The organism is Pseudarthrobacter quantipunctorum, assembly GCF_045291495.1.
Classification (GTDB): Bacteria; Actinomycetota; Actinomycetes; order Actinomycetales; family Micrococcaceae; genus Arthrobacter; species Arthrobacter quantipunctorum.
Genome location: NZ_CP148033.1, coordinates 151,710 through 177,919, shown reverse-complemented (window position 1 = coordinate 177,919; position 26,210 = coordinate 151,710). Strand labels below are relative to the sequence as shown.

Genomic DNA, 26,210 nt, shown 5'->3' with positions numbered 1-26,210 from the left:
GCTGTGTGTATCCTCGCCTCGGTGACAGGTTCCATCAGACTACGACGGCGGAAACGTCGCCGCCGCTGACGGTCACGTCAAAGGCCGTTGTGGAACCGTCCGGCGAGGGCACCCCAATACGCCGTGTCCCGTCCGCCGCGGCGAACGCCCAGAACTGCATGTCCACCGCCCAGTCGTAGTCCGGCCGGTCCGACACTGTACCGATGGGCAGCACAGCGCCTTCGCGGACCCAGGTGGCAGCCTGCATCACCGAATACTCCTTGCGGTGCCAGCGCGGGCCCGCCAGCTGCTCCCCCGTTTCCAGGTGCGTCCAGGTGCCCTCGGGCAGGTAGAAGGACACGGTGCCGGACGGGTCCATGACCGGTGCCACCAGGATGTCCGGCCCCAGCATGTACTGCCGGTCCAGGTGCGCGCAGCCCGGGTCCTCGGGGAACTCCATAAAGAGCGGACGCATCAGGGGAATACCCTCCGCATACGCCTGCTCGGCCGCCATCTGCAGGTAGGGCATCAGCCGCATCTTCTGCTCCGTGAAGTGCCGGAGCACGTCCACGGACTCCTCGTCCACCAGCCACGGCACACGGTAGGAGTTGGACCCGTGCAGCCTCGAGTGCGAGGACAACAGGCCGAACGCAATCCACCGTTTGAAGATTTCCGGCTCGGGCGTGCCCTCAAAACCGCCGATGTCATGGCTCCAGAAGGAGAAGCCCGACGCCGCCAGGGACAGCCCGCCGCGCAGCGATTCAGCCATGGCAGCGAACGTGGACTCACAGTCGCCGCCCCAGTGCACCGGCATGGTCTGGCCGCCGGCCGTGGCCGAACGGGCAAACACCACCGCTTCGCCCTCGCCCAGTTCCTTGGACAGCAGGTCGAAAACCGTCCTGTTGTACAGCTGCGCGTAGTAGTTGTGCATCCTGTCCGGATCGGAGCCGTCGTGCCACACCACATCCGTGGGGATGCGCTCGCCGAAGTCCGTCTTGAACGAGTCAACGCCCTGGCCCAGCAGGCCGCGGAGCTTGTCCTGGTACCAGAGCACGGCCTCGGGGTTGGTGAAGTCCACCAGCCCCATGCCCGCCTGCCACATGTCCCACTGCCACACGGACCCGTCCGCCCGCTTGACCAGGAAGCCACGCTCCAGCCCCTCCCGGAACAGGTGCGAGCGCTGGGCTATGTATGGGTTGATCCACACGCAGACCTTCAATCCGCGGTCGTGAAGCCGGGCCAGCATGCCCTCCGGGTCAGGGAAAGTGGCGGGGTCCCAGACGAAGTCGCTCCAGTGGAAGGACCTCATCCAGTGGCAGTCGAAGTGGAAGACGGACAGGGGCAGCTTCCGCTCCTCCATGCCGTCAATGAACGAGTTCACGGTCTTTTCGTCGTAGTCCGTGGTGAAGGAGGTGGAGAGCCACAGGCCGTAGGACCAGGCCGGGATCCGTGATGGCCGCCCGGTCAGTTCGGTGTACCGCCGGATGATGTCCTTCGGTGAGGGCCCGTGGATGACGAAGTACTGGAGCTTCTGGCCCTCCACGCTGAACTGGGTGCGGGACACCACCTCCGAACCCACCTCGAAGGACACCTTCTCGGGGTGGTTCACGAACACGCCGTAACCGTCGTTGGTGATGAAGAACGGCACGTTCTTGTACGCGAGATCGCTGGAGGTGCCGCCGTCCTCGTTCCAGATGTCCACCGACTGGCCGTTCTTGACGAACGCGCCGAACCGCTCGCCCAGGCCGTACACATTGGTACCCACGCCCAGGCTGAGCTGTTCATGCACAAACGTCCGTCCGCCGTCGTCCGTGATGACGCCGACGCTGCGCGGCGTGGAGGTGGTCAGCAGCCTGCCGTTCCCCAGGAAATCAACCCCCCAGTCCCCGGCCGTGCTGATCCGTGCCGTGAGCCCGCCGGAGGTGATGCTGGCCGTATCCCCGTCCCGGCTGAACTTCGGCTCCGCTCCTGTCCGGTTCACGTCAAAGTGGGGGCCGTTGTCCAGCCCGCCCTGGAAGTGCTCGATGGTCACGCCGATGACGTCCGGCAGGGGCGCATCGAAGGCGACCGTCAGCTGCGGAAGGTTCAGGGCATCGCCGCGGGAGTTGATGCGCTTGGTGGGTGCGTAAACCGTCAGGCTCCGCTCGTCCTCCACCACGTCCGAGACATCGCGCGGGTGCAGCGCCGAGAAGCCTTTGCGGTACAGCCAGTAGCCGTCGGTGAATTTCATGGGATGTCAGTTTCCGTTCTCAAGAGGTGCAGTGCTGTCTTTGAGGACCAGGGCGCCGTACGGTTCCAGGGTCAGGTGGGGCCCGCAGGCGTCCCCGGTGAGCAGGTCCACAGACTGCCCGGTAAGCGTCACGGTGCGCGGTTCCGGGCTGTGGTTCAGCAGGAAGTGGTGGCCGCCGCGGGTGGCGAGTTCGACGTCGTCCGGCAGCATTCCTGCCACCGGCGAGGGAATGCGGGCTGCCGCCAGGGCCTCCCCCACGATGTGGTCCAGGGCTGCCTCGGGCAGGTCGCATCCGGCGTACCAGGCGGTGCCCCGGCCGTGGCTGTTGCGGACTACCGCCGGCTTTCCGGCCAGGGCGCCGGAGGCAAACGTTGCCGCCGCCGAGGCTCCCGCGCCGTCCAGGCGCAGGTCCTCGGACCAGACGGTTGCCTCGAGGCCGGCGGGTCCGTCTGCAGAGACACCGCCCGGGCCGGATGAAGCAAAATCGAGTCCAATGCCTTCCGCCAGCGGCCGCCATTCCTCGCCGCTGGTGCCGAGCATGGAAGAAAGGACTGACGGGAACCGCCCCTGCCGGAGGTGGCCGTTGCTGTCCGCCACCCCGGTGAAGGGCCCCACGACGGCGGTCCCGCCCTGGTGCACCCATTCCGTCAGGGCCGCGGCATGGTCCTCCGCCAGGAGGAAGAGGCTGGGGACGAGCACCAGGTCGAAGCGGTCCAGCGGAGTTGAGGGGTGCACCACTTCCACGGACAGGCCGCGGCGCAGCAGCGGCCGGTAGTAGGCCTGGAGCTGGTCCAGGACGCCGAGCCGGTCAGTGGGGCAGTCGGGGGACTCAGCCGCCCACCAGCTGTCCCAGTCGAACAGGATGGCAATCCGGGAGTGCGCCGGGGTGCCGGCGAGGAGCCGCAGGTCCTGCAGCTGGGAGCCGAGCTCCGCGACCTCGCGGAACACACGGGTGTCCTCCCCCGCCAGCGGCACCACGGCGGAGTGGAAGCGTTCGGCGCCGAAGGCCGACTGGCGGAACTGGAAGAAGCAGATGCCGTCGGAACCGCGGGCCAGGGCGGAGAACGAGTCCACGCGGAGGGCGCCGGGTTCCTTGGCGCTGTTGTGGGGCCGCCAGTTCACGGCGGAGGCTGCGGATTCCATCAGGAGCCAGGGTGTGCCGCCGGCCAGTCCGCGGCACAGGTCGTGGGTGAGGGCGCCCAGTTCCCAGGTCTGCGGCTGCCCGGGATCCGTGTACCAGTTGTTGCCCACCAGGTCCGTCTCCCCCGCGAAGCTGAAGTAGTCCGCGCCGCGGAAGAACCCCATCAGGTTGGTGGTGACCGGGACATCCGGGGAGTACTGGCGGATGATGTCCCGTTCAGCGGTGAAGAGTTTGAGCAGCGACTCCGAGGTGAAGCGCTTGAAGTCCAGGACCTGCGTTGGGTTGTGCAGGTACGGGGCCGTACGCGGCGGCAGGATTTCCTCCCAGGTGCTGTAGCCCTGGCTCCAGAAAGTGGTCCCCCAGGCGGAGTTCAGGTGTTCCAGGGAGCCGTAGCGGCGCAGGAGCCAGGTGCGGAACGCGGCGGCGGTCTCGTCGTCGTAACTGATCTGTCCCAGCTCGTTCCCAACGTGCCACATCACCACGGCCGGGTGCTGGCCGTACCGCTCGGCGAGCGCCGCGGTGACCTGCCGTGCGGCGCTGCGGTACACGGCCGACGACGGCGAGAACTGGTTGCGGGACCCGTACCAGAGCGTTGTCCCGGCTGCGTCCGTGGGCAGCGTGCTGGGGTAGCGGTGCCCCAGCCAGGGCGGCGGCGATGCGGTGGGCGTGGCCAGGCAGACCTGGATGTTTGCCTCCTCCAGGAGGGCAAGGATCCGGTCCAGCCAGCCGAAGTCCCAGGTGCCCTCGGTGGGCTGCAGGCGTGCCCAGCTGAAGACGCCCAGGGTGACCAGGTTGATGCCGGCCTCCTGCATCAGCCGGATGTCCTCCGGCCAGCTTTCCTCCGGCCACTGCTCAGGGTTGTAGTCGGCGCCGAAGAGCAGCCCGGCCCGCTCTGTCACGGCGCTCAGGCCGTGGCTTCGAGGATGCATGGAATTCCTTGGTTAAATGATGGATATGAGTAATCGAAAGGCTTCAACGGCGGCGACCATCAGTGACGTGGCCAAAGAAGCAGGGGTTTCCACGAGTACCGTGTCCTACGTGATGAGCGGGAACCGTCCCATTTCGAAAGAAACCCGCGAAATCGTCGAAGCCGCGATGCGCCGGCTGAAGTACAGCCCCCGGTCCAGTGCCCGCGCCCTGGCCTCGAGCCGCTCCAATGTCCTGGGCCTGGTGGTGCCCCTGCGCGCGGACGTCAACGTGGGTGTGGTGATGCAGTTCGTCACCGCCGTGGTGACCACTGCCCGGACGTTCAACCAGGACGTCCTGCTCCTGACCCAGGACGACGCCGGCAGCATTGAGCGGGTGACGTCCCAGTCCATGGTGGACGGCCTGGTGATGATGGACATCGAGGCCCGCGATCCCCGCATCCCCGTGCTGGCCAAGCTGGACAAGCCCGCGGTGCTGATCGGCATGCCGGACGATCCGCGCGGCCTCAGCTGCGTTGACTTCGACTTCGCCGGAGCCTCCCGTACCGCCGTCCGCCATCTGGCCGAGCTGGGCCACCGCGGCATCGCCTTCATCGGCTCCCCGCCCGCCTCGCTGCGCCGGCACGCAACCTACGCGGACCGTGCCCTGCGCGGTTTCGAGGAGGCGTGCCGCGAACTCGAGGTCACCGATGTTTCGGTGGCCTGCGAGGCGAACTCCAAGGACCTGGCCCGGGCGCTGGAGAAGGTCTTCGCCGGCCCGGAGGCCATCACTGCCCTCCTGGTGCACAACGAGGGGTTGCTGCCCATCCTGCGGGAGAACCTTGCCGCGCACGGCCGGTCCGTCCCGGGGGACATCTCGGTGGTGGTCATTGCCCCGGCCGATGTGGCCACGGCTGCCTTCCTGCCCTGGACGGCGGTGTCCATCCCGGCGATGGACATCGGCCGCGCCGCCGTGGAGATGGTCATGGACCGGCTGAGCCTGGCCAAGCCCGCCGAGCTGCGCCTCATTGCCCCCTCCCTTTCCGAGGGGGCAAGCACCGCGGCGGTCCGTTGAGGGCCACATGAAGGACACCGAAGCCGGGCCGGTCATCCCTTGACCGCGCCGATCATCACGCCTTTGGTGAAGTGCTTCTGCACGAAGGGGTAGACGATCAGGATGGGGATCATGGCGAGCACGATCACGGCCATCTGCAGCGCCGGACCCGCCGCCGCTCCCGTGCCAACATCCACCTGGCCGGGCACCGAAACACCCTGGAGGACGTAGGACCGGAGCACCACCTGCAGCGGGTTCATGGAGCTGTCATTGATGTAGAGGATGGCGTTGAAGAACGCATTCCAGTAGCCCACCCCGTAGAACAGCGCGATGACGGCGGTGACGGCCTTGGACATCGGCAGCACGATCTGCGTCAGGGTGCGCCATTCGCTGGCGCCGTCAATCCGGGCGCTGTCCAGGATCCCCCGGTCAATGCCCATGAAGAAGCCGCGCAGGATGATGATGTTGAACACCGAGATGCTGCTGGGCAGGATCAGTGCCCAGTAGGTGTTGATCAGGCCCAGGCCGGACACCAGCAGGTAGGCCGGGATGATGCCGGCGCTGAAGAACATGGTGATCAGCAGTGTGAACAGGATGGGCGTGTGGGCGAAGGACCCCGGCCGGGACAGGCCGTACGCGCAGAGAATGGACACCACCATGCTCAGCGCCGTGCCGGTGGCCGTGACGCCCACGCTGACCAGCACCGCCCTGGTGACCACCCCGCCGCTGAGGATCTGCTGGTAGGCGGCGAACGAGATTTCCCCGGGGACCAGGACCAGCCCGCCGGCCTGGGTGATGGTGGCCTGGGAGGAGATGCTGGTCAGCACGATCGTGTACAGCGGCCCCAGGACCGCAAGGACGACGACGGCGAGCACCACGATCTTGCCGGCCTTCGCCGCCGCTCCGGGTTCTTCATCCCAGATGGGGCGTTCCGGTTTGGTGCGCGGCTGCCTGGGCAGTTTGGCGCCTGCTGGAGTGGGTGCCTTGCTGGTTAGTGTGCTCATTTGGAATAGACACCGCTCTCACCGAAGATGTGGGCAACTTTGTTGGCAGTCAGGATCAGGGCCAGGCTCACCAGGCCCTTGATGAGGCCGGCGGCGGCCGCGTAGCTCCAGTCGCCGTTCTGCACGCCGGTGTAATACACGAAGGTGTCCAGGACTTCGGAGGCCTCCGCGCCCACGGCGTCCCGCTGCAGGATCATCTGCTCGAAACCAACGGTCAGCGAGTCCCCCAGCCGTAGGATCAGCAGCAGAACGATGACGCTGCGGAGTCCGGGAAGGGTGACATGCCACATCCGCTTCCACCGGCCGGCCCCGTCCACGGCGGCTGCCTCGTACTGGGCGGGATCGATGGCGCTGAGGGCTGCGAGGAACACGATGATGCCCCAGCCGGCGTCCTTCCAGACGGCCTGGGAGGTGAGCAGGAACAGGAACGTGTCCGGGTTGGTCATGATGTCCACGGCCTGCCAGCCGTTGGCGCGCAGCGACTGGTTCAGCAGCCCTGCCCCGCCGAAGATCTGCTGGAACACGGAGACCACCAGGACCCAGGAAAAGAAGTGCGGCAGGTACACCACGGCCTGGATGGCCGCCCTGAGCCGCGGGTTGACCAGGGAGTTGAGCAGCATGGCCAGGGCGATGGGGATGGGGAAGAAGAACACCAGCTGGAACGCCGTGATCACCAGGGTGTTCTTGACGGCGTGCCAGAAGTCGGGGTCTGCCAGCACCCGCGCGAAGTTGTCCATCCCCACCCAGGGGCTGGCCGGAATCCCCACATACGGGGAGTAGTCCTGGAAGGCCACCACGTTGCCCAGCATGGGAAGGTAGGCGAAGATCGCCAACAGGATCACGGCGGGCAGTGCCATGAACACCAGGGAACGGTCCCTGTTAAACCGCAGTTTGAGGTTGGCCTTAGGCCTCAGCGCAGGCGCGGCCGTGCTGCCGCCACCTGAGCCGCCGTCACCCCGCGGCCCGGCATCCTGCGCCGCAGCACCCAACCCGCCAGCCGCCGTCGTACTTCCTGCCGAGTGCCCACCGTCCTGCGCCGCGGCGACCTCCTGCCGCGGCGCTGCTGTGCGCTCTGTTCCGGTGCTCATCCGTGCCATCGCCTAGGCCAGGAATCCGGCGTAGAAGTCCCGGAGTTCGTCGCCGCCCTTGCTCTTCCAGGTGGCGAGTTCTGCGTCGAGGTCCTTCATGCTCTTGCGTCCGCGGATGATGTCCTTGGCAAGGTCGTCGAACGGCTTGGACAGCGAGCCGAACTTGGCCGGTTCCTGGATCTGCATGCCGAAGAAGGCGTCCTCCACAACGTTGCGTGCCTGTCGCGCCTCCCACTGGGACTGGGACTGCACCAGCCCCGGGTACTGGACCATGGAGTTTACGATCGGGGCGTTCACCAGGAACGCGTAGGTGCTGGTGACCTCCTCGGTGCCCTTGGCCGTGGCCTTCGGGATGCCCTGGGCGTCCCGGGTGAAATGCACGCCCTCCACGCCGTTGTTGATCAGCACGTTCTCCTCGGTGCCGAACGGGGCCGCCATGAAGTTGGCCAGCGCCAGCATCTCCTCCACCTTGGCGGGGTCCGTTTTCTTGATGAAGCTGAAGATCGCTGCCGGCTGGGCCCGGAACAGGGTGGGTTTGCCGCCGTCCGGTGCGAAGTAGTCCATGGGCTGCATGTTGAACGTCGGGTTGGAGGGAAGGACGCGGGCCAGGGCCTCGTGCCAGGAGCCCATGCCGTCCGAGGCCATCAGGGAGGCGCCGGATTCGAAGCGCTGCTTGGACTGCTGCGCGTTGCCGGCCACGGCGTCCGGGTGGACCGAGCCGTCGGCGAACAGTTTCGCCGTCCACTCAAGCGCAGCGCGGTACTCGTCCGTTTCCACCTTGTTCTGCAGCTTGCCGTCCACCTGCTTCCACTTGGGGACAACGCCGTGCATGATCTGCGCGCCGGTCCAGACGTCCTCGGAACCCCAGCGGTTCTTGGATTCGTCCGTGAGTTCCTTGGCCAGCGTGCGGTATTCGTCGGCGGATGTGGGCGGCTTGACACCGAGCTCCTCGAAGAGGTCAGCGCGGTAGAAGATGGCGTCCGAGATCAGGGCACCGGGGTAGGGCAGTCCGTAGAGGCCGCCTTCGAAGCAGCCCATCTTCCATGCCGCCGTTGGAATGTTTGCCAGGTTGGGGTACTTGTTGACCTTGTCCCCGGCGATGAACTCGGAGAGGTCCTGGAAGACGCCCGCGGCTGCCTGCCCGAAGCGCGGTGGCAGGTTCCATCCCGGAATGACCATCCAGTCCGGGACGTCCTTGGGCGAGGCCAGGACTGTCTGCACCTTGTCCGCGTAGGCGTTGCCGTCGTTGACCTGGAAGTTGATGGTGGCGCCGAGCTTTTCGTTGACCGCCTGGTAGTAGCTGTTCTGCGGCAATGCGGGCGGGACAGCCCACCAGGCGGGCGTCATGGCGGTGTAGGTTCCGCCGCTTCCGGGAGGGGTGGGGACGGACTTGACCAGGGACGAGGGGATGCTGGTGAAGCCCGGCGTGGAGCCCTTCACGGAGGGGATGTCCGGGGTGACCAGCTCCAGCGGCTTGTAGGCCGGCACCAGCTTGGCCACCGTCTCGGCCAGGCTGCCGGAGGTGGTTGCCTGCGGCGCGGGGCCGCTGGAGCAAGCCGTCAGCGCAGCCGGTGCAGCGGCGAGGAAGACCGCACCGCTGAGGATGCCAAGGAAGGAGCGGCGGTTGACGCCGGCGGAGGCCTCGTTGAGCAGGCGGCTGGCGGATTTATGGGGGCGTCCCCTTGACGGGTCTACCTGGGAACCAAGCATGACGGCACTCCTTTGTGTGAGCCAATGAGGGAAGGATTCAACGATTCATCGAACCGATTCGACTTAGGCCAGCGTATGACACCCGCACGGGATCCGGCAAGGGCAAATGTGTTGCAACTCACAAGCGGGAATGCAACACTGGGTGTCGCCAAGATTTGTATAAGCGATTCGATACCCGCCGATTGGACTGCCGTGCGTTTAGAACCCGCCACCCTCGCCTCCCCGGCCGCCGACGCCGGGACTGGATATGCTGCAGAGCTGGCCCACCAGATCCTCAACACGCTGTCCCTTGAGCAGAAGGTGGCCATGCTGCACCAGCACGCTCCGGCTGTTCCGGAGCTGGGGCTGGCGCCTTTCCACACGGGCGCGGAGGCAGCGCACGGTGTTGCCTGGCTCGGACCGGCCACCGTCTTTCCGCAGCCGGTGGGCATGGCCGCCACCTGGGATGTCGGCCTGATCGAACGGCTCGGCGAGGCCACTGGCCGTGAGCTCCGCGGGAAGAAGGCGGAGGATCCGTCCGTGGGCCTGAACGCCTGGGCGCCGGTGGTGAACCCGCTCAGGCACCCCTTGTGGGGGCGCAACGAGGAAGGCTTCTCCGAGGACCCGCACCTCACGGCGGAGCTGGCCGGCGCCTACTGCCGCGGCCTCAAAGGCAGGGACTCACACACGTGGCTGACGGTTCCCACCCTCAAGCATTTCCTCGGCTACAACAACGAGCTGGACAGGAACGTCACCTCCAGCAACCTCAGCCCCCGGGTCCTGCACGAGTACGAGCTCCCCGCCTACCGCTCCCCCATCGAGGAGGGCGTGGCAGGGGCGGTGATGCTCTCCTACAACCTGGTCAACGGCCGGCCCGCGCACGTCTCCGATCTGGTGAAGTCCGAGCTGCGGCAGTGGCACAACGGGGAGTCGGTCACCATCGTGACGGACGCCGGCGCGCCCGGCTCCCTCTTCCGGGCGGAGAAGTATTTCGACGACGGCCCGGCAGCCTATGCGGCCGCCCTCCACGCAGGAGTGGACAGCTTCACGGACGACGGCGACAACCCGGCGCCGTCCATCGCCTACCTTAACGAGGCGCTTGCGAAGGGCCTGATCAGCGAGGCCGACATTGACCGGGCGGTGCTGCGGCTCCTCACGCTCCGTGCCAGGACTGGCGAGTTCACGCCGGAAAGTGATCCCTATGCCTCCATCGGGGCGGACGCCATCGGCGCGCCCGCGCACGTGCAGCTGGCACGGGAAGCAGCCGCAAAGTCCGTGGTGGTGCTGCGCAACGATGCCGGGACCGGGGCCGCCTCCGGCACCGGCCTGCTCCCGCTGGGCAGCGAGCCCGGAACCATCGCCGTCATCGGGACGCTGGGGACACGGATGCTGAGCGACTGGTACAGCGGAACCCTGCAGGACGAGGTCAGCATCGCCGAAGGACTGGCCCGCCGCTACGGCGGAAGCACGGGAGCCGGCGTCGTTGCCGAGGAGGGTGCCGACGTCGTGGCCCTGCGGAGCATCCGGACCGGAGGCTACCTGGGCGGGGACGGCACTGCTGTCCTGACCGCAAAGGCCGCTGTTCCGGGCGCGGCGGAGCGTTTTATCGTCAAGGACTGGGGCAAGGGCGAGCTGACCCTCCAGTCCGGACTGACCGGAAAGTTCGTGACGGACACCGGGGACGGGTACCTGCGCGCCACGGCTGGCCGTGTGGGCGGCTGGGTGGTTCAGGAGACGTTCCGGCTGGACCGTGCCGCAGACGGCACGGCCGCGCTGCAGCATGTGGGGACCGGGAAATGGCTGCGTGTTGAAGCCGGCACGGCGAGCGCTGCCCTTGTTCCCGACGCCGGCACAGCCGACCGCTTTGTGCTCCGTACGCTCAAGTCCGGCCACGAGGCCGCCCGGCAGGCCGCCGCGAATGCCCGCACCGCCGTCGTGGTGGTGGGAAACGACCCCCACCTCGGGGGCCGGGAGACGCTGGACCGCACCACACTGGACCTTCCGCTGGCAGACCAGGAACTGGTCCGCGTGGTGCGTGAGGCCAACCCGCGCACGGTGCTGGTGGTTGTGTCCTCCTACCCTTATGCCCTCGGGGCGCTCGCGGATACGCCGGCCACCGTCTGGACGTCCCACGGCGGGCAGGAGCTGGGCAACGGCGTGGCGGATGTCCTGAGCGGTGATGCCGAGCCGTCCGGGCGGCTGCCGCAGACCTGGTTCCACGGGGACGGGGACCTGGCCGACATCCTTGACTACGACATCATCACCTCGCGCTCCACCTACCTGTACAGCCGCGCGGAACCCTTGTACGCGCTGGGGCACGGCCTGACGTATGGCGAGGTGCACTACGAGTCCCTGGCCCTGCGCGAACTGCCTGGCGAAGGCCCCCAGGGCCCGGACCAGGCCGAACTGGCGGTGGAGCTGCGCAACACCGGCACGCGCCCGGCGTCGGAACTGGTGCAGGTGTACGCGTCGGCACCGGGCCACCGTTTCAAGTTCCCCCGCCGCCTGCTGGTGGGCCACCAGCGCGTGGAGGTTCCGGCGGGAGGCGCGGCCACGGCAAGGATCCGGGTTCCGCTTCACAGGCTGGCAACCTACAGCGTGGTGGAGGAGCGGATGCTGGTGGAACCCGGTACGTACCAGCTTCTGGTGGGTGCGTCCGCGGAGGATCTTCCGCTGGCCGTGCCGTTCACCGTAGCCGGAAAAGCCCGTCCCGGGCGCCGCGCCGGGCAGTGGTTCCGGGCGGAGAACTTCGACTCCTGCCACAACCTGGCTCTGGTGCCCGAGACACCACTGGCCGGCACAGCGGTAGCTCCGGCGGACACCACCCGGCCCGGCTGGGCGGTCTACCGCGGCTGGGAGCCGGCCCCTGCCGACGGCAGCCAGGTGCTGCTTGACGTAGCTTCCAGCGAACCCGCAGGCTCTGCCGGCCTGGCGCGCATCCAAGTACCCGGACCAGCGGACACCTGGAACACCGTGGGGAGCGCCAAGGTTGTTCAGGGCTACAACGGTGAGCTTCGGATCCGGCTTCGTTCCGGCACAGCCATAGGCGAAGGCAACGGCGCCTTCCGGCTGGTTCTGGAAGGCGCCGCTACGGTGAGCCGGGTGCAGCTGGCCTAACCGGCCGGGACGGCCGTCCTAGGCGTCGGCCATCTCAGCGTCCGCTTCTTCGAACTCCACGGCTGCCACGATTTCCTGTGTTTCGGGGTTGATCATGAAGGCCTCGTCCTCCTCCTCGACCATCAGGAACCCGCCGTGGTCGGTTGAGAAGTGCCAAGCCAGGGCACGTTCGCCGTTGTGGACGTAATTGGGATCGCCCATGGTGATCGTCAGGAGTTCATACCCGGCAATGCTGCACAGTTCACGGATGATGACCTCGAAGTCGGGCGCGTGCTCCAGGGCCTCGGCGTCCGCCTGTGCCTGGCGCTCCGGCAGATCGGGAATCATTGACGCAAGCCGCTCGATGTACGCGCCGACCTCTTCGTCGTCCAGCACCAGCAGCTCGGCCTGGCCGCGGAGCCAGGCGGCGTTGAGTGCCGTAATGTTCTCCCGTTCCAGCAGCTCCTCAAACTCGCCGTCGAGCTCCTCCATCCGGAGGACGCCGTCGGGAACTTCCTCGGAGTCCTCATCCAGGCCGCCGTCCAGGTAGCGCTCCTCATCCTCCTCGGACAAATCATCAAATGCCTCCACTGCCCGGTTGAACAGGTCAAGATGGGCAGGGGCGCCCATGCCCGCCATGCCTTCCCGGACCAGGGTGTCCGTTTCGGAGCGGTCGACGGCGGTGAACACGTACTGCGCGAAGCCTCCCTCCAATGCCTGGGCCAGGTAGAAATCCACGTAGTAGCTGCGGACGGCGACAGGCGACATCTCCTCGGTCCGCAGCAGGGCGGCGTGCATGGCATCCACAATGCCGACGTTGGCCTCCACCACGTCCTCGTCACTCGAGTCGATGCTGCTGCTGGTCAGGACGACGGGCTGCTGGCTGGTGATCATGGCAATCCTCACGGCTTTGGCGGATGGTTCTCGGAACGTTTTTCACGCTACGCGGACCGGGCATGCTCACCGTTGAGGGGGAAATGAACGTCCGGCGAAGTTTACGTCGCCGGCAGGTTTTCCTTCCGCCGGCCGTGGTGGCTGCCCTTGCCGCCGGACGGCCCGCCCACCGAGCCGCGCTTGACGAGGGTCGCGGCGAATTCGGGTTTGGCCGCCGGCGCCTTCCTGCCCTGGATCTGCCGGATGAGGGCCTCTGCGGCAGCAACGCCCATCTCGTACACAGGCTGCGCGATCACCGTCAACGGCGGCCTGGTGAGGCGGGTCCAGGCGAAATCGTCGTACATGAGGAACGAGACGTCATCCGGGATAGTGAGGCCGAGGTCCTGGATGGCCTCCATAACACTGAGTCCGATCAGGCCGTCGGAGGCGATGATGGCCGTTGCAGGGTCCGGCAGCTGCAGCAGTTCACGCGTGATCTTCTTGATGGTTTCCGGCCCGTCGGCATTGAAGCGCACCAGATCGTCGGGTTCCTTGAGGCCCGCTTCCCGGAACGCCCGCATGATTCCGTCCCGCCGGTCCGAGATCTGGGAAGAGCCCAGGGACAGACCCGTAGCGTAGGAGTCATCCGTCCGGAGCGTAGAGATGAAGGCGATCCGGCTGTGTCCGGCCTCAATCAAATAACGGGTTGATTCATGGGAGATGCTTTCCATGTCCACGGCCACCGTGTCCACGTTCAGGCTCCTGGCCGTGCGGTCCAGCAGGACCAGCGGCCTTCCCGAATGGTGGACGTCCTGCAGGTGCCGGGTCTCAACGGAGGAAGCGGGGGCGACGATCAGGCCGTCAACCCGCTTGTCCAGCAGCACCCTGACGGCGTCCACTTCCGCCGCCCAGTCTTCGTCCGTATTGACCAGGATGACGTTGAAGCCGCTCTTCTTGGCGGTGTCCGTGATTCCCCGGGTGGCCAGGCCGAAATGGGGGTTTTCGATGTCGCCCACCACCACGCCGATGGTGTTGGACTTTCCCGTGTTCATGCTGCGGGCAAGCTCGTTGGGCCGGTAGTTCAGCTCCTCCGCTGCAGCCAGCACCCGCTCGCGCACGTCCTCGCTCACCGCCCCGTAGTTGCCCAGGGCGCGGGCGGCCTGGGCTTTGGACACCTGCGCGGCTTTGGCGACGTCGGCAACAGTGACGTCGCGTCGACGTGAAGCATCAGTACTCATGTCGGCCTTTCGTAATGGACCCTTGACGCCCTTAGTGGCGTCGATTACATTTCTATCCATCGATGTGAGTCCGGTCTCAATCGTAGGCATTGAGACCGGACTCAGCAAGGGTTTCCGGCAAACCCGCCACGGCGGATCTCGATCCTCCATCTCCCCGCATCCTCACGATTGGAAAACTCGCTGTGATTACTCGAACCACTGTGCGCCCCATGGCGCTCATTGCCGCGGCTGTTGCCGCCGTCCTGGCACTCTCCGGTTGCGGAGGCTCCTCATCAGCCTCCTCCTCACCGGCCGAAAACCCCTACGGCCTGATTGAGCCCGGGTCCATCCGCGTTGCGAGCCTCGGCGACTCGAAGCCCTACACCTTCACGGACGCCCAGGGTAAGTTCACCGGCTTCGACGTGGAGCTCTTCACGGACGTTGCCGCCCGCGCCGGCGTGGACAATGTGGTCTTCACCGGGCAGGACTTCTCGGGCCTGCTGGCCGCCGTCGCAAACGGGCAGTTCGACGCCGGTGTGGCCGCCATCGGCATCACGGACAAGCGCAAGGAAACGGTGGACTTCTCTGACGGCTACCTGGCCGGATACCTGACGGTCATCACCACCAAGTCCTCCGGCATCAACAACGCCGACGGACTGTCCGGCAAGCGCCTTGGCGTGGTGCAGGGAACGCTGCAGGAAGCCTACGCGGTGAAGAATTTCACCTCGGCAAGCCTGGTGCGGTTCCCGGACAACAACACGGCGGTCTCGGCCGTCAACAGCGGTTCCGTGGATGCGCACTTCCTGGACTACGAGGCCGCAAAGTCCTACCAGGAACAGTTCGGCCTGGTCAGCGCCGCGGACATCCCGTCCTTCGACGCGCCGGCCGGGTTCGCCGTCGCCAAGGGCAAGACCGCCCTCAAGGAAGCCCTGAACAAGGGCCTGGCCGAGGCCATGGAGGACGGCACCTGGAAGAAGCTCTACGAGAAGTGGTTCCCGGGTTCCCCAATGCCCGAGCAGTACCTCCCGAAGGCAGAACAGACCGCAACCCCGGCCCCGACAGCAAGCAAGTAGACCACGGGTATGCCCGGGCGGGCCGAACGTTTCCACACCAAGGCCCGCCCGGCTGCCACCGGCACAACTAACACCTGAGAGCATTCAATGGACTGGCTCAACACCATCATCCGCACCTTCTTCGACTTCGGCGCCATGGCCGAAGTCCTGCCCCAGCTTCTGGCGGTAGGCCTCCTCAACACCCTCATCATCTCCGTCGCCGCCACCGTTATTGGCGTGGTCCTGGGCATGGTGGTGGCCGTCATGGGCATTTCACCGTCCAGGTGGCTGCGCATCCCGGCCCGCATCTACACGGACCTCTTCCGCGGCCTGCCGGCCATCCTGACCATCCTCCTGATCGGCCAGGGCTTTGCCCGGCTCAGCCAGTCGATCTTTGGCCCCTCGCCGTACCCCCTGGGCATCATCGCCCTAAGCCTGATTGCCAGCGCCTACATCGGCGAAATTTTCCGCGCCGGCATCCAGAGCGTGGACAAGGGCCAGGGCGAAGCATGCCGCGCGCTGGGAATGAGCTACGGCAAATCCATGGCACTGGTGGTCATCCCCCAGGGCATCCGCCGCGTACTGCCGGCGCTGGTAAACCAGTTCATCGCCATCGTCAAGGACTCCTCGCTGGTCTACTTCCTGGGGCTGCTGGTCAGCGAACGCGAACTCTTCCGTGTTGGCCAGGATGCCGCGGTACTCTCCGGGAACCTCTCCCCCCTGGTGATGGCGGGCGTCTTCTACCTCATCATCACCGTGCCGCTCACCCACCTTGTCAACTACTTCGACAGCCGCTTCCGCGCAGGAAAACGCCGCCCCTCGGCCCCCACCAGCGGCCTCAACGAAGTCAAGGAACTCGACGCGGCATCGCCGCTCACTACCGGGAGCAACACATGATCACCACCACCAGCGCCAACCCCACCGCTGACATCGACACCTTCCACGGCTCCAGCCTGGAGCTGAAGAACCTGACCATGGCCTACGGGGACATAGAGGTCCTCCGCAACGTCAGCCTTACCGTGGCACCCGGCACCACCACCTGCATCATCGGCCCGTCCGGTTCCGGCAAGTCCACCCTCCTCCGTGGCGTCAACAGGCTGCATGAACCCAAAAGCGGGGATGTTGTCCTGGCCGGGGACAGCGCACTGAAGGTCAACCCGGACATCCTGCGCAGCCGGATCGGGATGGTGTTCCAGCACTTCAACCTCTTCCCGGACCACACCGCCCTGGAGAACGTGGCCCTCGCACTCTGGAGCGTCAAGAAGATGTCCAAGGCGGAGGCAAGGGAACGTGCACGCCGCCGGCTGGCCGAAGTGGGACTCGCCGAACGCGCCGACCACCGCCCCCGGGACCTTTCGGGCGGGCAGCAGCAGCGCGTCGCCATTGCCCGCGCCCTCGCCATGGAACCGGAAGTGATGCTCTTCGACGAAGCCACCAGCGCCCTAGACCCCGAGCTCGTCAAAGGAGTCCTGACCCTCATGGCCTCGCTCGCCAAACGGGGAATGACCATGGTGGTGGTGACGCATGAGATGGGTTTCGCCCGGAAGGTTGCCGACCAGGTGGTCTTCATGGATGAAGGCGAAGTGGTGGAATCGGGCACGCCCGCGGAGATCTTCGACAACCCACGCAGCGAACGCCTCCAGCGCTTCCTTTCCGAGGTCCTCTGATGGGCACCGCAGTACAGGGACCTATCCGTACCGCCGTCGTCGGCTTTGGCATCTCGGGACGGGTCTTCCATGCACCCCTGATCGAGGCGGACCCCGCTTTCTCGCTTGATGTGATCGTCACCGCGGACCCGGATCGCGCCGCCGCAGCGGCCTCCCGCTACCCGAAGGCGCGCATCGTGCCCACGGCGGAGGCCATGTTCGCGCTGGCGGCAGACCTGGACCTGGTGGTCCTGGGAACCCCTCCGGCCACGCATTTTGGGATGGCTTCGACGGCGATCGCCCACAGGCTGCATGTGGTGGTGGACAAGCCGTTCGTCACCACCTCGGCCCACGGGGAGGAACTCATGGGCCAGGCGGCCGAGGCTGGGGTGCAGCTGACGGTCTTCCAGAACCGCCGCTGGGACGCTGATTTCCTGACCCTCAGGAAGCTCCTGGATGCAGGCGCGCTGGGCGAGGTCCGGACGTTCGAATCGCGCTTCGAGTGGTGGCGCCCCGAAGGCTTCGGGAACTGGCGCGACTCCGCCACCACAGCCGAAGGCGGCGGGATCCTCCACGACCTTGGCGCCCACCTCATTGACCAGGCGGTCCAGCTCTTCGGACCCGTGGCGCACAGCTACGGCGAAACAGCACACCGGGGGCTGGCCCCGGACGCGGCCGACACGGAAGCCTTCGTGTCCCTGCTGCACCATTCGGGGGTGCGCTCCCGGCTGTGGATGAACGGCATGGCTGCCCAGGCAGGCCCGCGCTTCCACGTCCTGGGCTCACACGCCGGCTACACAAAGTGGGGACTGGACGGCCAGGAGCCCGCGCTCGACGCCGGACTGCCGCCGTCGGACCCGGCATACGGCGTTGAACCCCAGGAGTCTTGGGGGCTCCTGGGAGTCGACGGCGCAACGCGCGCCGTGCCCGCCGAGCGGGGCGCGTATCCCCAGTTCTACCGGCTCCTCTCCGGAGCCCTCCTGCACGGCAGGCCGGTCCCTGTTGACCCGGCGGACGCCGTCGCGGTCCTCAAAGTCTTCGAAGAAGTCCATGCCCTCGCCTGACGTACGTCGCCACGGCACATCTTCACACCACCAATCTTCCACACCAGGAAAGCGAGCCACCATGTCCTCCACGAGCCCCGCCAGGAAAGTCGCCGTCATCGGCGGCGGAATCCTGGGCGTTTCCACCGCCGTCCATCTGGCAAAGGGAGGCGCCCAGGTAACGCTTGCCACGTCCGGCCCGCTGGCGAGCGGAGCCTCCGGCCGCTCGATCGCCTGGCTCAACTCCTCCGGCGCCCGCTCCGCCGCGTACCACTACCTGCGGATGCTTGCGATCGACCGCTACCGCACCTGGAGCGCACACCATCCCGAAAGCCGCGGCTACCTGAGGTTCGATGGTGCGCTGAAATGGGCCGGCCCGGACGAAACCTTCCGCGAAACCTTCGCCTTCGAGCGGTCGGGCGGATACCACTCCGTCTGGGTGGACAGCACGGACGTCGCCCGGATCGCCCCGGATGTGGACGCCGCTGCCGTGGCCGGCGAGGGTGCCATCTATAACCCTGGTGAAGGCTGGGTCAATATGCCCGACTTCATTGCGGCATTGGCTTCCGAGGCGGCGGACAACGGTGCGGTGATCATCGAGAACGCCGGGGATGTCCGGGTGGATGTGCGGGACGGCGCCGCGGCCGGCGTCATCCTCGGTGACGGGACGCGGCTGGAAGCCGACCAGGTGGTGCTGGCAACCGGCGGTGAGGTCCCGGCCCAGCTCGCAGCCCTGGGTGTGACGGTTCCAGATGCCACGCCGGCCGCCTTCGTGGTGTTCACCGAACCGCTCGACGTGAAAGTCCAGACCGTGCTGAACACCCCCCGCGTCGCTGTGCGGCCCATGCCTGACGGCAGGCTGGTACTTGATGCGGACTGGGCAGAGCAGTCCGTGATCATCGAAGATGACGGATCCTTCACGGTTCCCGAGGAGTCCGTCCAGGGCCTGCTCGAGGAGGCCTCGAAGGTACTCGCGGGGAATCCCCGGCTGACCGCCCAGCGGGTGGCTGCCGGCCTGAAACCCATTCCCGGTGACGGTGAGCCGGTGGTGGGCCCGGTGTCTTCGATACCGGGCCTGCACACGGTTTTTACCCATTCGGGCGCGACGCTGGGGCTGATCCTCGGTGAGCTCCTCGCGGAGGAAATCCTGACCGGAACCCCCTCTCCCGTGCTCGCCGCCTTCCGGCTTGACCGGTTCGACGGCGGCACCCCGGACCGGGATGCCGTGGGGACGGGCGCCTGGGCGCCGGTGCACCAGAGCTGACAGGCCGGGAGGTGGTGCGGGCCTGGGCCCCACCCCTCTCGGGCCGGTTGCGGCATCCCGGCTGCAGTTGCATCCCTGGTTGTCCGTCTGATCCCATCCTGCGCCCTCAAAGAGCCGGCGGCGCTCCCCGCCCCGCCGGCGAACTAAGATGGATCAGATGACCAACCACCGGCCCGGCCCCGCCGTGGCCTGCTGAAAGTAGCGCGCACCATGCCATCCCAACCGGACGAGAGTGCGGCACTGGCAATACAGACTCCCGCCATCAACGACCGCTCCCTGGCGGCCGGGCTGGCGTATGCCATGGGAAGCCGCGTCTCGGGCATCTCGTTCGACGCCGCCACCGGGCTCATGCTGGGCAAGGTCCGCGGCGGCGCGGATCTGCCCTACTCCACCACGGCCAAGCTGGTCCGCAAGGGCGGCGGCTGGAGCTGCACCGTGGGCGTGTGCAGCTGCCCGGTCCGCAAGGACTGCAAGCACGTGGCAGCGCTGCTCTTCGCCGCCGAGGACAACCCGGCCATCCGGGTCCAGCTGCTCACGCCGTCAACCTCCACCCAGGTGTCCCGCAACCCCTCCGTTTCTGCGCTGTCCGACTGGGAGCAGGCCCTCAGCCCGCTGATCTCCCAGCCGGGAGCCACCCCGTCCAACGCCGGGGTTCCGCTGGCACTCCAGTTCGAGGTGGAAGAACCGGCGCCGCACTTTTCCTACACAGGCCGGCGTGATCCGCAGCGCAGCGTCCGCCAGCTCAAGGCCCGGCCCGTCATCATGGGCGCCAAGGGCAAGTGGATCCGCGGCGATGTCTCCTGGACCACGCTGAACTACCTAAACTTCCGGCGCGAGTGCAACCCCGCGCACGTGGAATGGCTGCAGGAGTTCCTGGCTGCCCATTCCGCCGCGGCCAACCGGACGTACAACTCCTCCGGCTTCTGGCTGGGGCTGAACTCCTTCGCAGGGAAGAACCTGTGGAGCCTGCTGGAAGACGCCGGCAAAATCGGCCTCGCACTGGTCCACTCGCGCGGCACTGAGCCGGTGCGCCTCGCAGCGTCGCCCGCCGCCGTCGGCCTTAATCTGAGCCGTTACGGCTCGCCGTTGGCCGCCCCTTCCGCAGCGGACGAGACGGCACCCGCTGCAGCGGCCAAGGACCAGTCGTCCGACGGCGGGCTGGAACTTTCGCCCACCATCGCCGTTGAGGGCGTGGAGATTGATCCGGCGTCAGTGGGAACCATCGGCCGCCCCGCCCACGGGATTTTCTTCACCACCGATGCCCTGGCCACCGACGGCGGTGCGCTGCCCGGCGTTGGCGAGGCCACTGCGGGCGAAAACGTGATTACGCTGGCTGCCCTGGAAGGTGGCCTGAGCGAGGAACTTCTGACGTTCGTGACCGCGGGCAGCACGCTGCATATTCCGGCCAAGGACGAGTCCCGGTTCCTGACGGGCTTCTACCCGAAGCTGAAGCAGACGGCCCGGGTCACCGCCCGGGACGAGTCCGTGGAGCTCCCGGCGCTGGCCGTCCCGACCCTGTCCCTGCTGGCCAACTACGGCGCGGACCACAGGGTGCGGCTGCACTGGGAGTGGCACTACAAGAGCGGAAACCTGGTCACGGCGCAGCCCCTCTGGCGGCACCCCGGCGACCACGGCTACCGCGACGACACCGCCGAGGCCCGGATCCTGGAAGGCCTGGGCCAGCCGTGGGACGTGGTACCGGCCCTGGGTGAGTCCGCCACCGGCGGCTGGGGCACGCCGCGGCTGGCGGCGTCCGCGGAACTGAAGGGCCTGGACACCCTGGCGTTCACCGAGGAAGTCCTGCCCCGGCTGCGCGAAGCCCCGGACGTCGAGGTGGACACCGTCGGCGAGATTGCTGAGTACCGTGAGGCCGAGGAAGCGCCGGTGGTATCCATTTCCACCAAGGCCACCGAGCAGCGCGACTGGTTCGACCTCGGCATCCAGATCACCCTGGAGGGGCAGCCGGTCTCCTTCGCGGCAGTCTTCTCCGCGCTGGCGTCCGGCCAGACCAAGATGCTGCTGCCCAGCGGCGCCTACTTCTCCCTGGACCTGCCCGAGCTGCACCAGCTGCGCGCACTGATCGAGGAGGCGCGCTCCCTGCAGGACAACAAGGACGCACCCCTGCAGATCAGCCGGTTCCAGGCCGGGCTGTGGGACGAGCTTGCCCAGTTGGGAATCGTGGATGAGCAGGCGGCCGCGTGGCGTTCAGCGGTGGGCGGCCTGCTTGAAGGCGGCGTGGACGGCCTGCCGTTGCCCGCCACCCTTAATGCAGAGCTCCGGCCGTACCAGCTGGAGGGCTTCAACTGGCTCACGTTCCTGTACCGGCACAGCCTGGGTGGAATCCTCGCCGACGACATGGGCCTGGGCAAGACGGTGCAGGCGCTCGCCCTGATGTGCGCGGCAAAGGAGCTCTCGCTGGCGGCAGCCGGGCAGAATGCGGCGTCCGACGCCGGTGCTCCCTTTTTGGTGGTTGCCCCCACCAGCGTGGTGGGCAACTGGGCAGCGGAAGCGGCGCGTTTCGCCCCGGGCCTGAAAGTCCACGCCGTCAGCGAGACGTTCGCCAAGAGCAACCAGGCCCCGGCTGAGGCACTGGCCGGCGCCGATATTGTGATCACCTCCTACGCCCTGTTCCGGATCGACTACGAGGCCTACGCCTCCCGCACCTGGTCCGGCCTGGTGCTGGACGAGGCGCAGTTCGTGAAGAACCACCAGTCCAAGGCGTACCAGTGCGCCCGCAAACTCCCGGCGGCTTTCAAGCTGGCCATCACGGGCACGCCGCTGGAGAACAACCTGATGGAGTTCTGGGCGCTTACCTCGATCGTTGCGCCCGGACTGTTCTCCAGCCCCAAGCGCTTTGCCGAGTACTACCAGAAGCCCGTGGAGAAGAACGGTGACAAGGGGCAGCTGGACAAGCTCCGCCGTCGGGTCCGTCCGCTGATGATGCGCCGCACCAAGGACCAGGTGATCAAGGACCTGCCGCCCAAGCAGGAGCAGATCCTGGAAGTGGTGCTCAACCCGCGCCACCAGAAGGTGTACCAGACGCACCTGCAGCGCGAACGGCAGAAGATCCTGGGGCTGATCGAGGACGTGAACAAGAACCGGTTCACAATCTTCCAGTCACTGACCCTGCTGCGGCAGCTCAGCCTGGACGCCTCTCTGGTGGACCCGGCGCTTTCTGCAGTGCGGTCAAGCAAGCTGGACGTGCTGTTCGAGCAGCTGGAGGACCTGGTGGCAGAGGGGCACCGGGCACTGATCTTCAGCCAGTTCACGGGGTTCCTGGGGAAGGTCCGGGAGCGGCTGGACGAGGAAAAAATCGAGTACTGCTACCTCGACGGCGGCACCCGCAACCGTGCGGACGTGGTCAACGAGTTCAAGAACGGCAGCGCTCCGGTGTTCCTGATTTCGCTGAAGGCCGGCGGGTTTGGGCTGAACCTCACCGAGGCCGACTACGTGTTCCTGCTGGACCCGTGGTGGAACCCGGCTTCCGAAGCGCAGGCCGTGGACCGGACCCACCGCATTGGCCAGGCACGGAACGTGATGGTCTACCGGCTGGTTGCCAAGGACACCATCGAGGAAAAGGTCATGGCGCTCAAGGCCCGGAAGTCGCAGCTGTTTTCCGATGTCATGGAAGGCGATGCCCTGGCCGGCGGCGCCATCACGGCGGAGGACCTCGCGGGGCTGTTCAAGGAGTAGCGGGGAAGGCGGGGCTTTGGGCCCTACGCCTGCACCAGGACTGGACCTAGTCTGGGACCAGCAGAGCGACTGGCGGGCGCCTGCCGAATCCCGGGAGGCAATCCGTGAAATCGGCCAACGCGAGCATCATCGCCGGCATCGTCCTGATCTCGGCGGGCGTGCTGCTGCTGCTGGACCTGCTCAATGTCATCGAGAGCGCCGCCTATGTGCCGATGCTGATCTTCGCCGCCATAGGGGCCGTGTTCCTGTCCGTCTTCATCCGTAGCCCGGAGAACTGGTGGGCCGCGATCCCCGGCTCGGTGTTCCTGGGCCTGGCAGCCGTGATCGCCGCCTCCCAGTTTACGGACGGCGGCGCCGGCGCGAGTTTCCTGTTCCTCTTCATGGCCGCCGGGTTCGCCGCGGTCTACCTGCGCCAGCGGGGCAACTGGTGGGCTGTGATCCCCAGCGGCGTGATGCTCACGCTGGCAGTTATTGTTACCCTCCCGCAGGATCTGCAGGGCATGCCCGTGGCCGCCGTCCTGTTCCTGGGCCTGGCGGCCACCTTCGGTGTGCTGTCACTGGTTCCCGTTCCCGACGCCGGTCCCGCCGGGCGGATGAAGTGGCCCCTGATCCCGGCGGCCGTCCTGGGCGTGCTGGGCGTGATCTTCGCCCTGCAGTCGACGGCACTGCTCATCGCCGCGGACATCCTGGTCCTGACCCTCATGCTCATGGCGGGCATAGCTTTGTTGGTCTACGCTTACCGCGCCCTTCATGGCGGCCACGGCAAGGCGCACGGCTAAGCTGAAGGCTCCAAGGAACTACAACGTTGGAGAACCAGTGCAAGAGCCCCTCACTCCCCTGCGCCCGGACGCCTTCGGGACGCCCTACCGTGACCCCGTTTGGGACGGCCCAACGGATCCCATCCTGGTTCCCGACCACCTCACCGGCGACTGGGTGCTTTTCTACACCCAGCGCCGGGCCACGGCGCCCGGGTTGTCAGGCGTGGAGTGGGTGCACGGCACGGCCATCGGCGCGGCCCGCTCATCCGACGGCGGCGCAACCTGGGAGTACCAGGGCACCGTGGGCGGACTGGTGCCGCCGGAGACTGAACTTCCGGCAACCCTCTGGGCGCCCGACGTCGTACGCATCGGCGACGAGTGGCTGATGTACATCAGCGTCCTGGGCGGGGTGCGGAAGGACTGGACCGGCAACGCAGAAATCGTGCAGTTTGCCAGCAGGGACCTGGTGCACTGGGAGCATCTCGGCCCCATCAACCTCGATTCGCCACGAGTGATTGACGCCGCCGTCGCACGCTGCGGGGATGGCCGCTACCGGCTCTGGTACAAGGACGAGGCACGCGGCTCCAACACCTACAGCGCGGTGAGCGATACCCCGCGCGACCCCTCGTCCTGGACGCTGGAAGGCCTCACCATTCCCGGCCGTCCGCACGAAGGGCCCAAGGTCTTTGCGCTTGAGGGAACGTACTGGATGATCGTGGACGAGTGGCGGGGCCAGGGCATTTACCGTTCGGCGGACGGCACGGGCAACTGGGTCCGGCAGGAGCACCTCGACGGCCTGATCCTCACCCAGCCGGAGCACGTGGACGGGCGGCCCGTCGTCGGACGCCACGCGGACGTGGTGTCCCTCGAACCGGGTGATGACGGTAAAGAGCGGGCCCTTCTGGCCTACTTCACCCACCCTCACTGGGGCGGCGAGGACATCGACACCATGGCCATGGACCCCAAGATCTGCCTGAGCCACGTCCGCGGTGCCGTTTTGGAGGTCCGGGACGGGAACCTCGTCTGCAGCGAGCACTGAACAACATAGGCATGACAAAGGGCCAAACCCCTGGAACTATAAGCCGGCTGCTGCCGGCACCGGTCCAGGGGTGGCCCTCTGCCTGACTCGTGCTCCGGATAACGCCCATCCGGAATCTTTGCGAAACCTAAGCGCGCTGCGGAGAGCCCAGCTCCACCGGATCCTCATCCGTAAGGTAAGCGAGCTCGGAATGTGCCGCCAGGTCGATGCCGCGCATCTCGTCCTCCGGGTTGATCCGCAGGCCGATCGTCTTGTCCAGGATCTTGGCGAGCACCCAGGTGATGCCGAAGGAGTAGACCAGAACGGTCACCGTTGCCAGGGACTGGACGCCGAGCAGTTCCACGCCGCCGCCGTAGAAGAGCCCGCTGACACCGTTCGGCGCCACATCGGTGGCAAAGAAGCCGATCAGCAGCGTGCCCAGGATGCCGCCCACCAGGTGGACACCAACGACGTCGAGCGAGTCGTCGTAGCCCAGGCGGTACTTCAGTTCAATGGCCAGCGAGCAGACGGCCCCGGCGATCGCGCCGATGGCCACCGCGCCCAGCGGGCTTACCGCACCGCAGGCGGGGGTAATGGCCACGAGTGCTGAGATCAGGCCGGAGGCTGCACCCATGCTGGTGGCTGCGCCGCGGCGGAGCCGTTCCACCAGGGCCCAGGCCAGGAGGCCGGCCGAGGCAGCCACAGCGGTGTTGAGGAAGACCACCGACGCCGAGTGGCCGGCAGACAGCGCCGAACCGGCGTTGAAACCGAACCAGCCGACCCACAGGAGGCCTGCACCCACCAGCACCAGCGGCCGGCTGTGCGGCTTCGCGTGCTCCACCTTGGGCCAGCCCGAGCTCTTGCCCAGGACCAGTGCCAGGGCCAGGGCGGCCGCGCCGGCGTTCATGTGCACCGCGGTGCCGCCGGCAAAGTCGATGGCCTCGATGCCGCTGGCAATCCAGCCGCCGGTCACGCTGCCGTCCTCGGAGGAGAACGCGAACACCCAGTGCGCCACCGGGAAGTAGACGATGGTGGCCCAGATGCCGGCGAACAGCATCCACGCGCCGAACTTCATGCGTCCGGCAGCCGCGCCGGCCACCAGCGCGGTGGTGACGCAGGCGAAGAACAGCTGGAAGGCCGCGAACAGGGCCACCGGAATGGACGCCTCTGCGTCCTCAGCCATCAGCTGCCCCAGGCCGGGGAACTCTGTGACGTCACCGATCAGGCCCAGGCCGCCCACTGAATTGCCAAAGGCCAGCGAGTATCCGAACAGTGCCCAGAGGACGGCCACCAGGCTGGCGCCGCCGAAGCACATCATCATCATGTTGAGAATGCGGCGCGAGCCCACCATGCCCCCGTAGAACAGGGCAAGGGCGGGGATCATCATGCAGACCAGCGCTGCGCTGGCCAAAATCCAAGCGACATTTCCCGAATCCATGGGAAACCCCTTTCGTGATGCG

At 66.9% G+C, this 26,210-nt stretch carries 18 protein-coding genes; 10 read left to right on the top strand and 8 right to left on the bottom strand.

What is annotated here, in order from left to right:
* Positions 1-34 precede the first annotated feature (34 nt).
* Together yicI and WHH00_RS00765 are read right to left on the bottom strand one after the other, a co-directional pair.
* Positions 35-2,209 (bottom strand): alpha-xylosidase, encoded by a 2,175-nt coding sequence (yicI, locus tag WHH00_RS00770; protein WP_406635647.1) that lies wholly within the window; start codon positions 2,207-2,209, stop codon positions 35-37.
* A 6-nt stretch (positions 2,210-2,215) separates the two neighbouring features.
* A complete protein-coding gene (locus WHH00_RS00765; RefSeq protein ID WP_406635645.1) occupies positions 2,216-4,279 on the bottom strand; it encodes a beta-galactosidase in 2,064 nt (687 codons plus the stop codon).
* A gap of 25 nt (positions 4,280-4,304) precedes the next feature.
* On the opposite strand from WHH00_RS00765, the gene WHH00_RS00760 reads away from it, so the two are divergent.
* Complete coding sequence (locus tag WHH00_RS00760) at positions 4,305-5,330, top strand: LacI family DNA-binding transcriptional regulator (protein ID WP_406635644.1); 1,026 nt, start codon at positions 4,305-4,307, stop codon at positions 5,328-5,330.
* A gap of 32 nt (positions 5,331-5,362) precedes the next feature.
* Here WHH00_RS00760 and WHH00_RS00755 read toward each other — a convergent pair whose 3' ends face one another.
* Genes WHH00_RS00755 through WHH00_RS00745 form a run of 3 tightly spaced genes read right to left on the bottom strand, consistent with a single transcriptional unit; the run spans position 5,363 to position 9,111 of the window.
* On the bottom strand, positions 5,363-6,313 hold the full coding sequence (locus WHH00_RS00755; RefSeq protein WP_406635642.1) for a carbohydrate ABC transporter permease: 951 nt from the start codon (positions 6,311-6,313) through the stop codon (positions 5,363-5,365).
* Positions 6,310-7,401 (bottom strand): ABC transporter permease subunit, encoded by a 1,092-nt coding sequence (locus tag WHH00_RS00750; protein ID WP_350004002.1) that lies wholly within the window; start codon positions 7,399-7,401, stop codon positions 6,310-6,312. The genes WHH00_RS00755 and WHH00_RS00750 overlap by 4 nt, the downstream gene beginning before the upstream one ends.
* Positions 7,402-7,413: 12 nt before the next feature.
* Positions 7,414-9,111, bottom strand: a complete 1,698-nt coding sequence (locus WHH00_RS00745; RefSeq protein WP_406635640.1) for an extracellular solute-binding protein — start codon at positions 9,109-9,111, stop codon at positions 7,414-7,416.
* A 192-nt stretch (positions 9,112-9,303) separates the two neighbouring features.
* On the opposite strand from WHH00_RS00745, the gene WHH00_RS00740 reads away from it, so the two are divergent.
* Entirely contained in the window at positions 9,304-12,207 is a 2,904-nt protein-coding gene (locus WHH00_RS00740) for a glycoside hydrolase family 3 C-terminal domain-containing protein (protein WP_406635638.1), read from the top strand.
* Positions 12,208-12,225: 18 nt separating this feature from the next.
* Here WHH00_RS00740 and WHH00_RS00735 read toward each other — a convergent pair whose 3' ends face one another.
* Both WHH00_RS00735 and WHH00_RS00730 read right to left on the bottom strand, forming a co-directional pair.
* Complete coding sequence (locus WHH00_RS00735) at positions 12,226-13,080, bottom strand: hypothetical protein (protein WP_406635636.1); 855 nt, start codon at positions 13,078-13,080, stop codon at positions 12,226-12,228.
* Between the two features lie 101 nt (positions 13,081-13,181).
* On the bottom strand, positions 13,182-14,297 hold the full coding sequence (locus WHH00_RS00730) for a LacI family DNA-binding transcriptional regulator (RefSeq protein ID WP_406635634.1): 1,116 nt from the start codon (positions 14,295-14,297) through the stop codon (positions 13,182-13,184).
* A 209-nt stretch (positions 14,298-14,506) separates the two neighbouring features.
* On the opposite strand from WHH00_RS00730, the gene WHH00_RS00725 reads away from it, so the two are divergent.
* The 8 genes from WHH00_RS00725 to WHH00_RS00690 all read left to right on the top strand — a co-directional run bounded on the left by WHH00_RS00725 (position 14,507) and on the right by WHH00_RS00690 (position 24,771).
* On the top strand, positions 14,507-15,349 hold the full coding sequence (locus WHH00_RS00725) for an ABC transporter substrate-binding protein (protein WP_406638455.1): 843 nt from the start codon (positions 14,507-14,509) through the stop codon (positions 15,347-15,349).
* 87 nt (positions 15,350-15,436) lie between these two features.
* The gene (locus WHH00_RS00720; protein WP_066279665.1) at positions 15,437-16,225 is read left to right on the top strand and encodes an amino acid ABC transporter permease; all 789 of its coding nucleotides are present in this window, start codon (positions 15,437-15,439) and stop codon (positions 16,223-16,225) included.
* Entirely contained in the window at positions 16,222-16,995 is a 774-nt protein-coding gene (locus tag WHH00_RS00715) for an amino acid ABC transporter ATP-binding protein (RefSeq protein ID WP_202986609.1), read from the top strand. Before WHH00_RS00720 ends, WHH00_RS00715 begins: the two co-directional genes overlap by 4 nt.
* On the top strand, positions 16,995-18,038 hold the full coding sequence (locus tag WHH00_RS00710) for a Gfo/Idh/MocA family oxidoreductase (RefSeq protein WP_406635631.1): 1,044 nt from the start codon (positions 16,995-16,997) through the stop codon (positions 18,036-18,038). Before WHH00_RS00715 ends, WHH00_RS00710 begins: the two co-directional genes overlap by 1 nt.
* Positions 18,039-18,099: 61 nt before the next feature.
* On the top strand, positions 18,100-19,281 hold the full coding sequence (locus WHH00_RS00705; RefSeq protein WP_406635629.1) for an NAD(P)/FAD-dependent oxidoreductase: 1,182 nt from the start codon (positions 18,100-18,102) through the stop codon (positions 19,279-19,281).
* Positions 19,282-19,491: 210 nt separating this feature from the next.
* A complete protein-coding gene (locus WHH00_RS00700) occupies positions 19,492-22,974 on the top strand; it encodes an SNF2-related protein (RefSeq protein WP_406635627.1) in 3,483 nt (1,160 codons plus the stop codon).
* 104 nt (positions 22,975-23,078) lie between these two features.
* The gene (locus WHH00_RS00695; RefSeq protein ID WP_406635625.1) at positions 23,079-23,753 is read left to right on the top strand and encodes a hypothetical protein; all 675 of its coding nucleotides are present in this window, start codon (positions 23,079-23,081) and stop codon (positions 23,751-23,753) included.
* Positions 23,754-23,790: 37 nt separating this feature from the next.
* On the top strand, positions 23,791-24,771 hold the full coding sequence (locus WHH00_RS00690) for a glycoside hydrolase (protein ID WP_406635623.1): 981 nt from the start codon (positions 23,791-23,793) through the stop codon (positions 24,769-24,771).
* Between the two features lie 127 nt (positions 24,772-24,898).
* Here WHH00_RS00690 and amt read toward each other — a convergent pair whose 3' ends face one another.
* Positions 24,899-26,188 (bottom strand): ammonium transporter, encoded by a 1,290-nt coding sequence (gene amt, locus WHH00_RS00685; protein WP_400516011.1) that lies wholly within the window; start codon positions 26,186-26,188, stop codon positions 24,899-24,901.
* Between the last annotated feature and the right edge of the window lie 22 nt (positions 26,189-26,210).

Coding starts and splice junctions, on each gene's coding strand:
- yicI (WP_406635647.1), bottom strand. CDS start 2,209: ATGAAATTCACCGACGGCTACTGGCTGTACCGCAAAGGCTTCTCGGCG.
- WHH00_RS00765 (WP_406635645.1), bottom strand. CDS start 4,279: ATGCATCCTCGAAGCCACGGCCTGAGCGCCGTGACAGAGCGGGCCGGG.
- WHH00_RS00760 (WP_406635644.1), top strand. CDS start 4,305: ATGAGTAATCGAAAGGCTTCAACGGCGGCGACCATCAGTGACGTGGCC.
- WHH00_RS00755 (WP_406635642.1), bottom strand. CDS start 6,313: ATGAGCACACTAACCAGCAAGGCACCCACTCCAGCAGGCGCCAAACTG.
- WHH00_RS00750 (WP_350004002.1), bottom strand. CDS start 7,401: ATGAGCACCGGAACAGAGCGCACAGCAGCGCCGCGGCAGGAGGTCGCC.
- WHH00_RS00745 (WP_406635640.1), bottom strand. CDS start 9,111: ATGCTTGGTTCCCAGGTAGACCCGTCAAGGGGACGCCCCCATAAATCC.
- WHH00_RS00735 (WP_406635636.1), bottom strand. CDS start 13,080: ATGATCACCAGCCAGCAGCCCGTCGTCCTGACCAGCAGCAGCATCGAC.
- WHH00_RS00730 (WP_406635634.1), bottom strand. CDS start 14,297: ATGAGTACTGATGCTTCACGTCGACGCGACGTCACTGTTGCCGACGTC.
- WHH00_RS00725 (WP_406638455.1), top strand. CDS start 14,507: ATGGCGCTCATTGCCGCGGCTGTTGCCGCCGTCCTGGCACTCTCCGGT.
- WHH00_RS00720 (WP_066279665.1), top strand. CDS start 15,437: ATGGACTGGCTCAACACCATCATCCGCACCTTCTTCGACTTCGGCGCC.
- WHH00_RS00715 (WP_202986609.1), top strand. CDS start 16,222: ATGATCACCACCACCAGCGCCAACCCCACCGCTGACATCGACACCTTC.
- WHH00_RS00710 (WP_406635631.1), top strand. CDS start 16,995: ATGGGCACCGCAGTACAGGGACCTATCCGTACCGCCGTCGTCGGCTTT.
- WHH00_RS00705 (WP_406635629.1), top strand. CDS start 18,100: ATGTCCTCCACGAGCCCCGCCAGGAAAGTCGCCGTCATCGGCGGCGGA.
- WHH00_RS00700 (WP_406635627.1), top strand. CDS start 19,492: ATGCCATCCCAACCGGACGAGAGTGCGGCACTGGCAATACAGACTCCC.
- amt (WP_400516011.1), bottom strand. CDS start 26,188: ATGGATTCGGGAAATGTCGCTTGGATTTTGGCCAGCGCAGCGCTGGTC.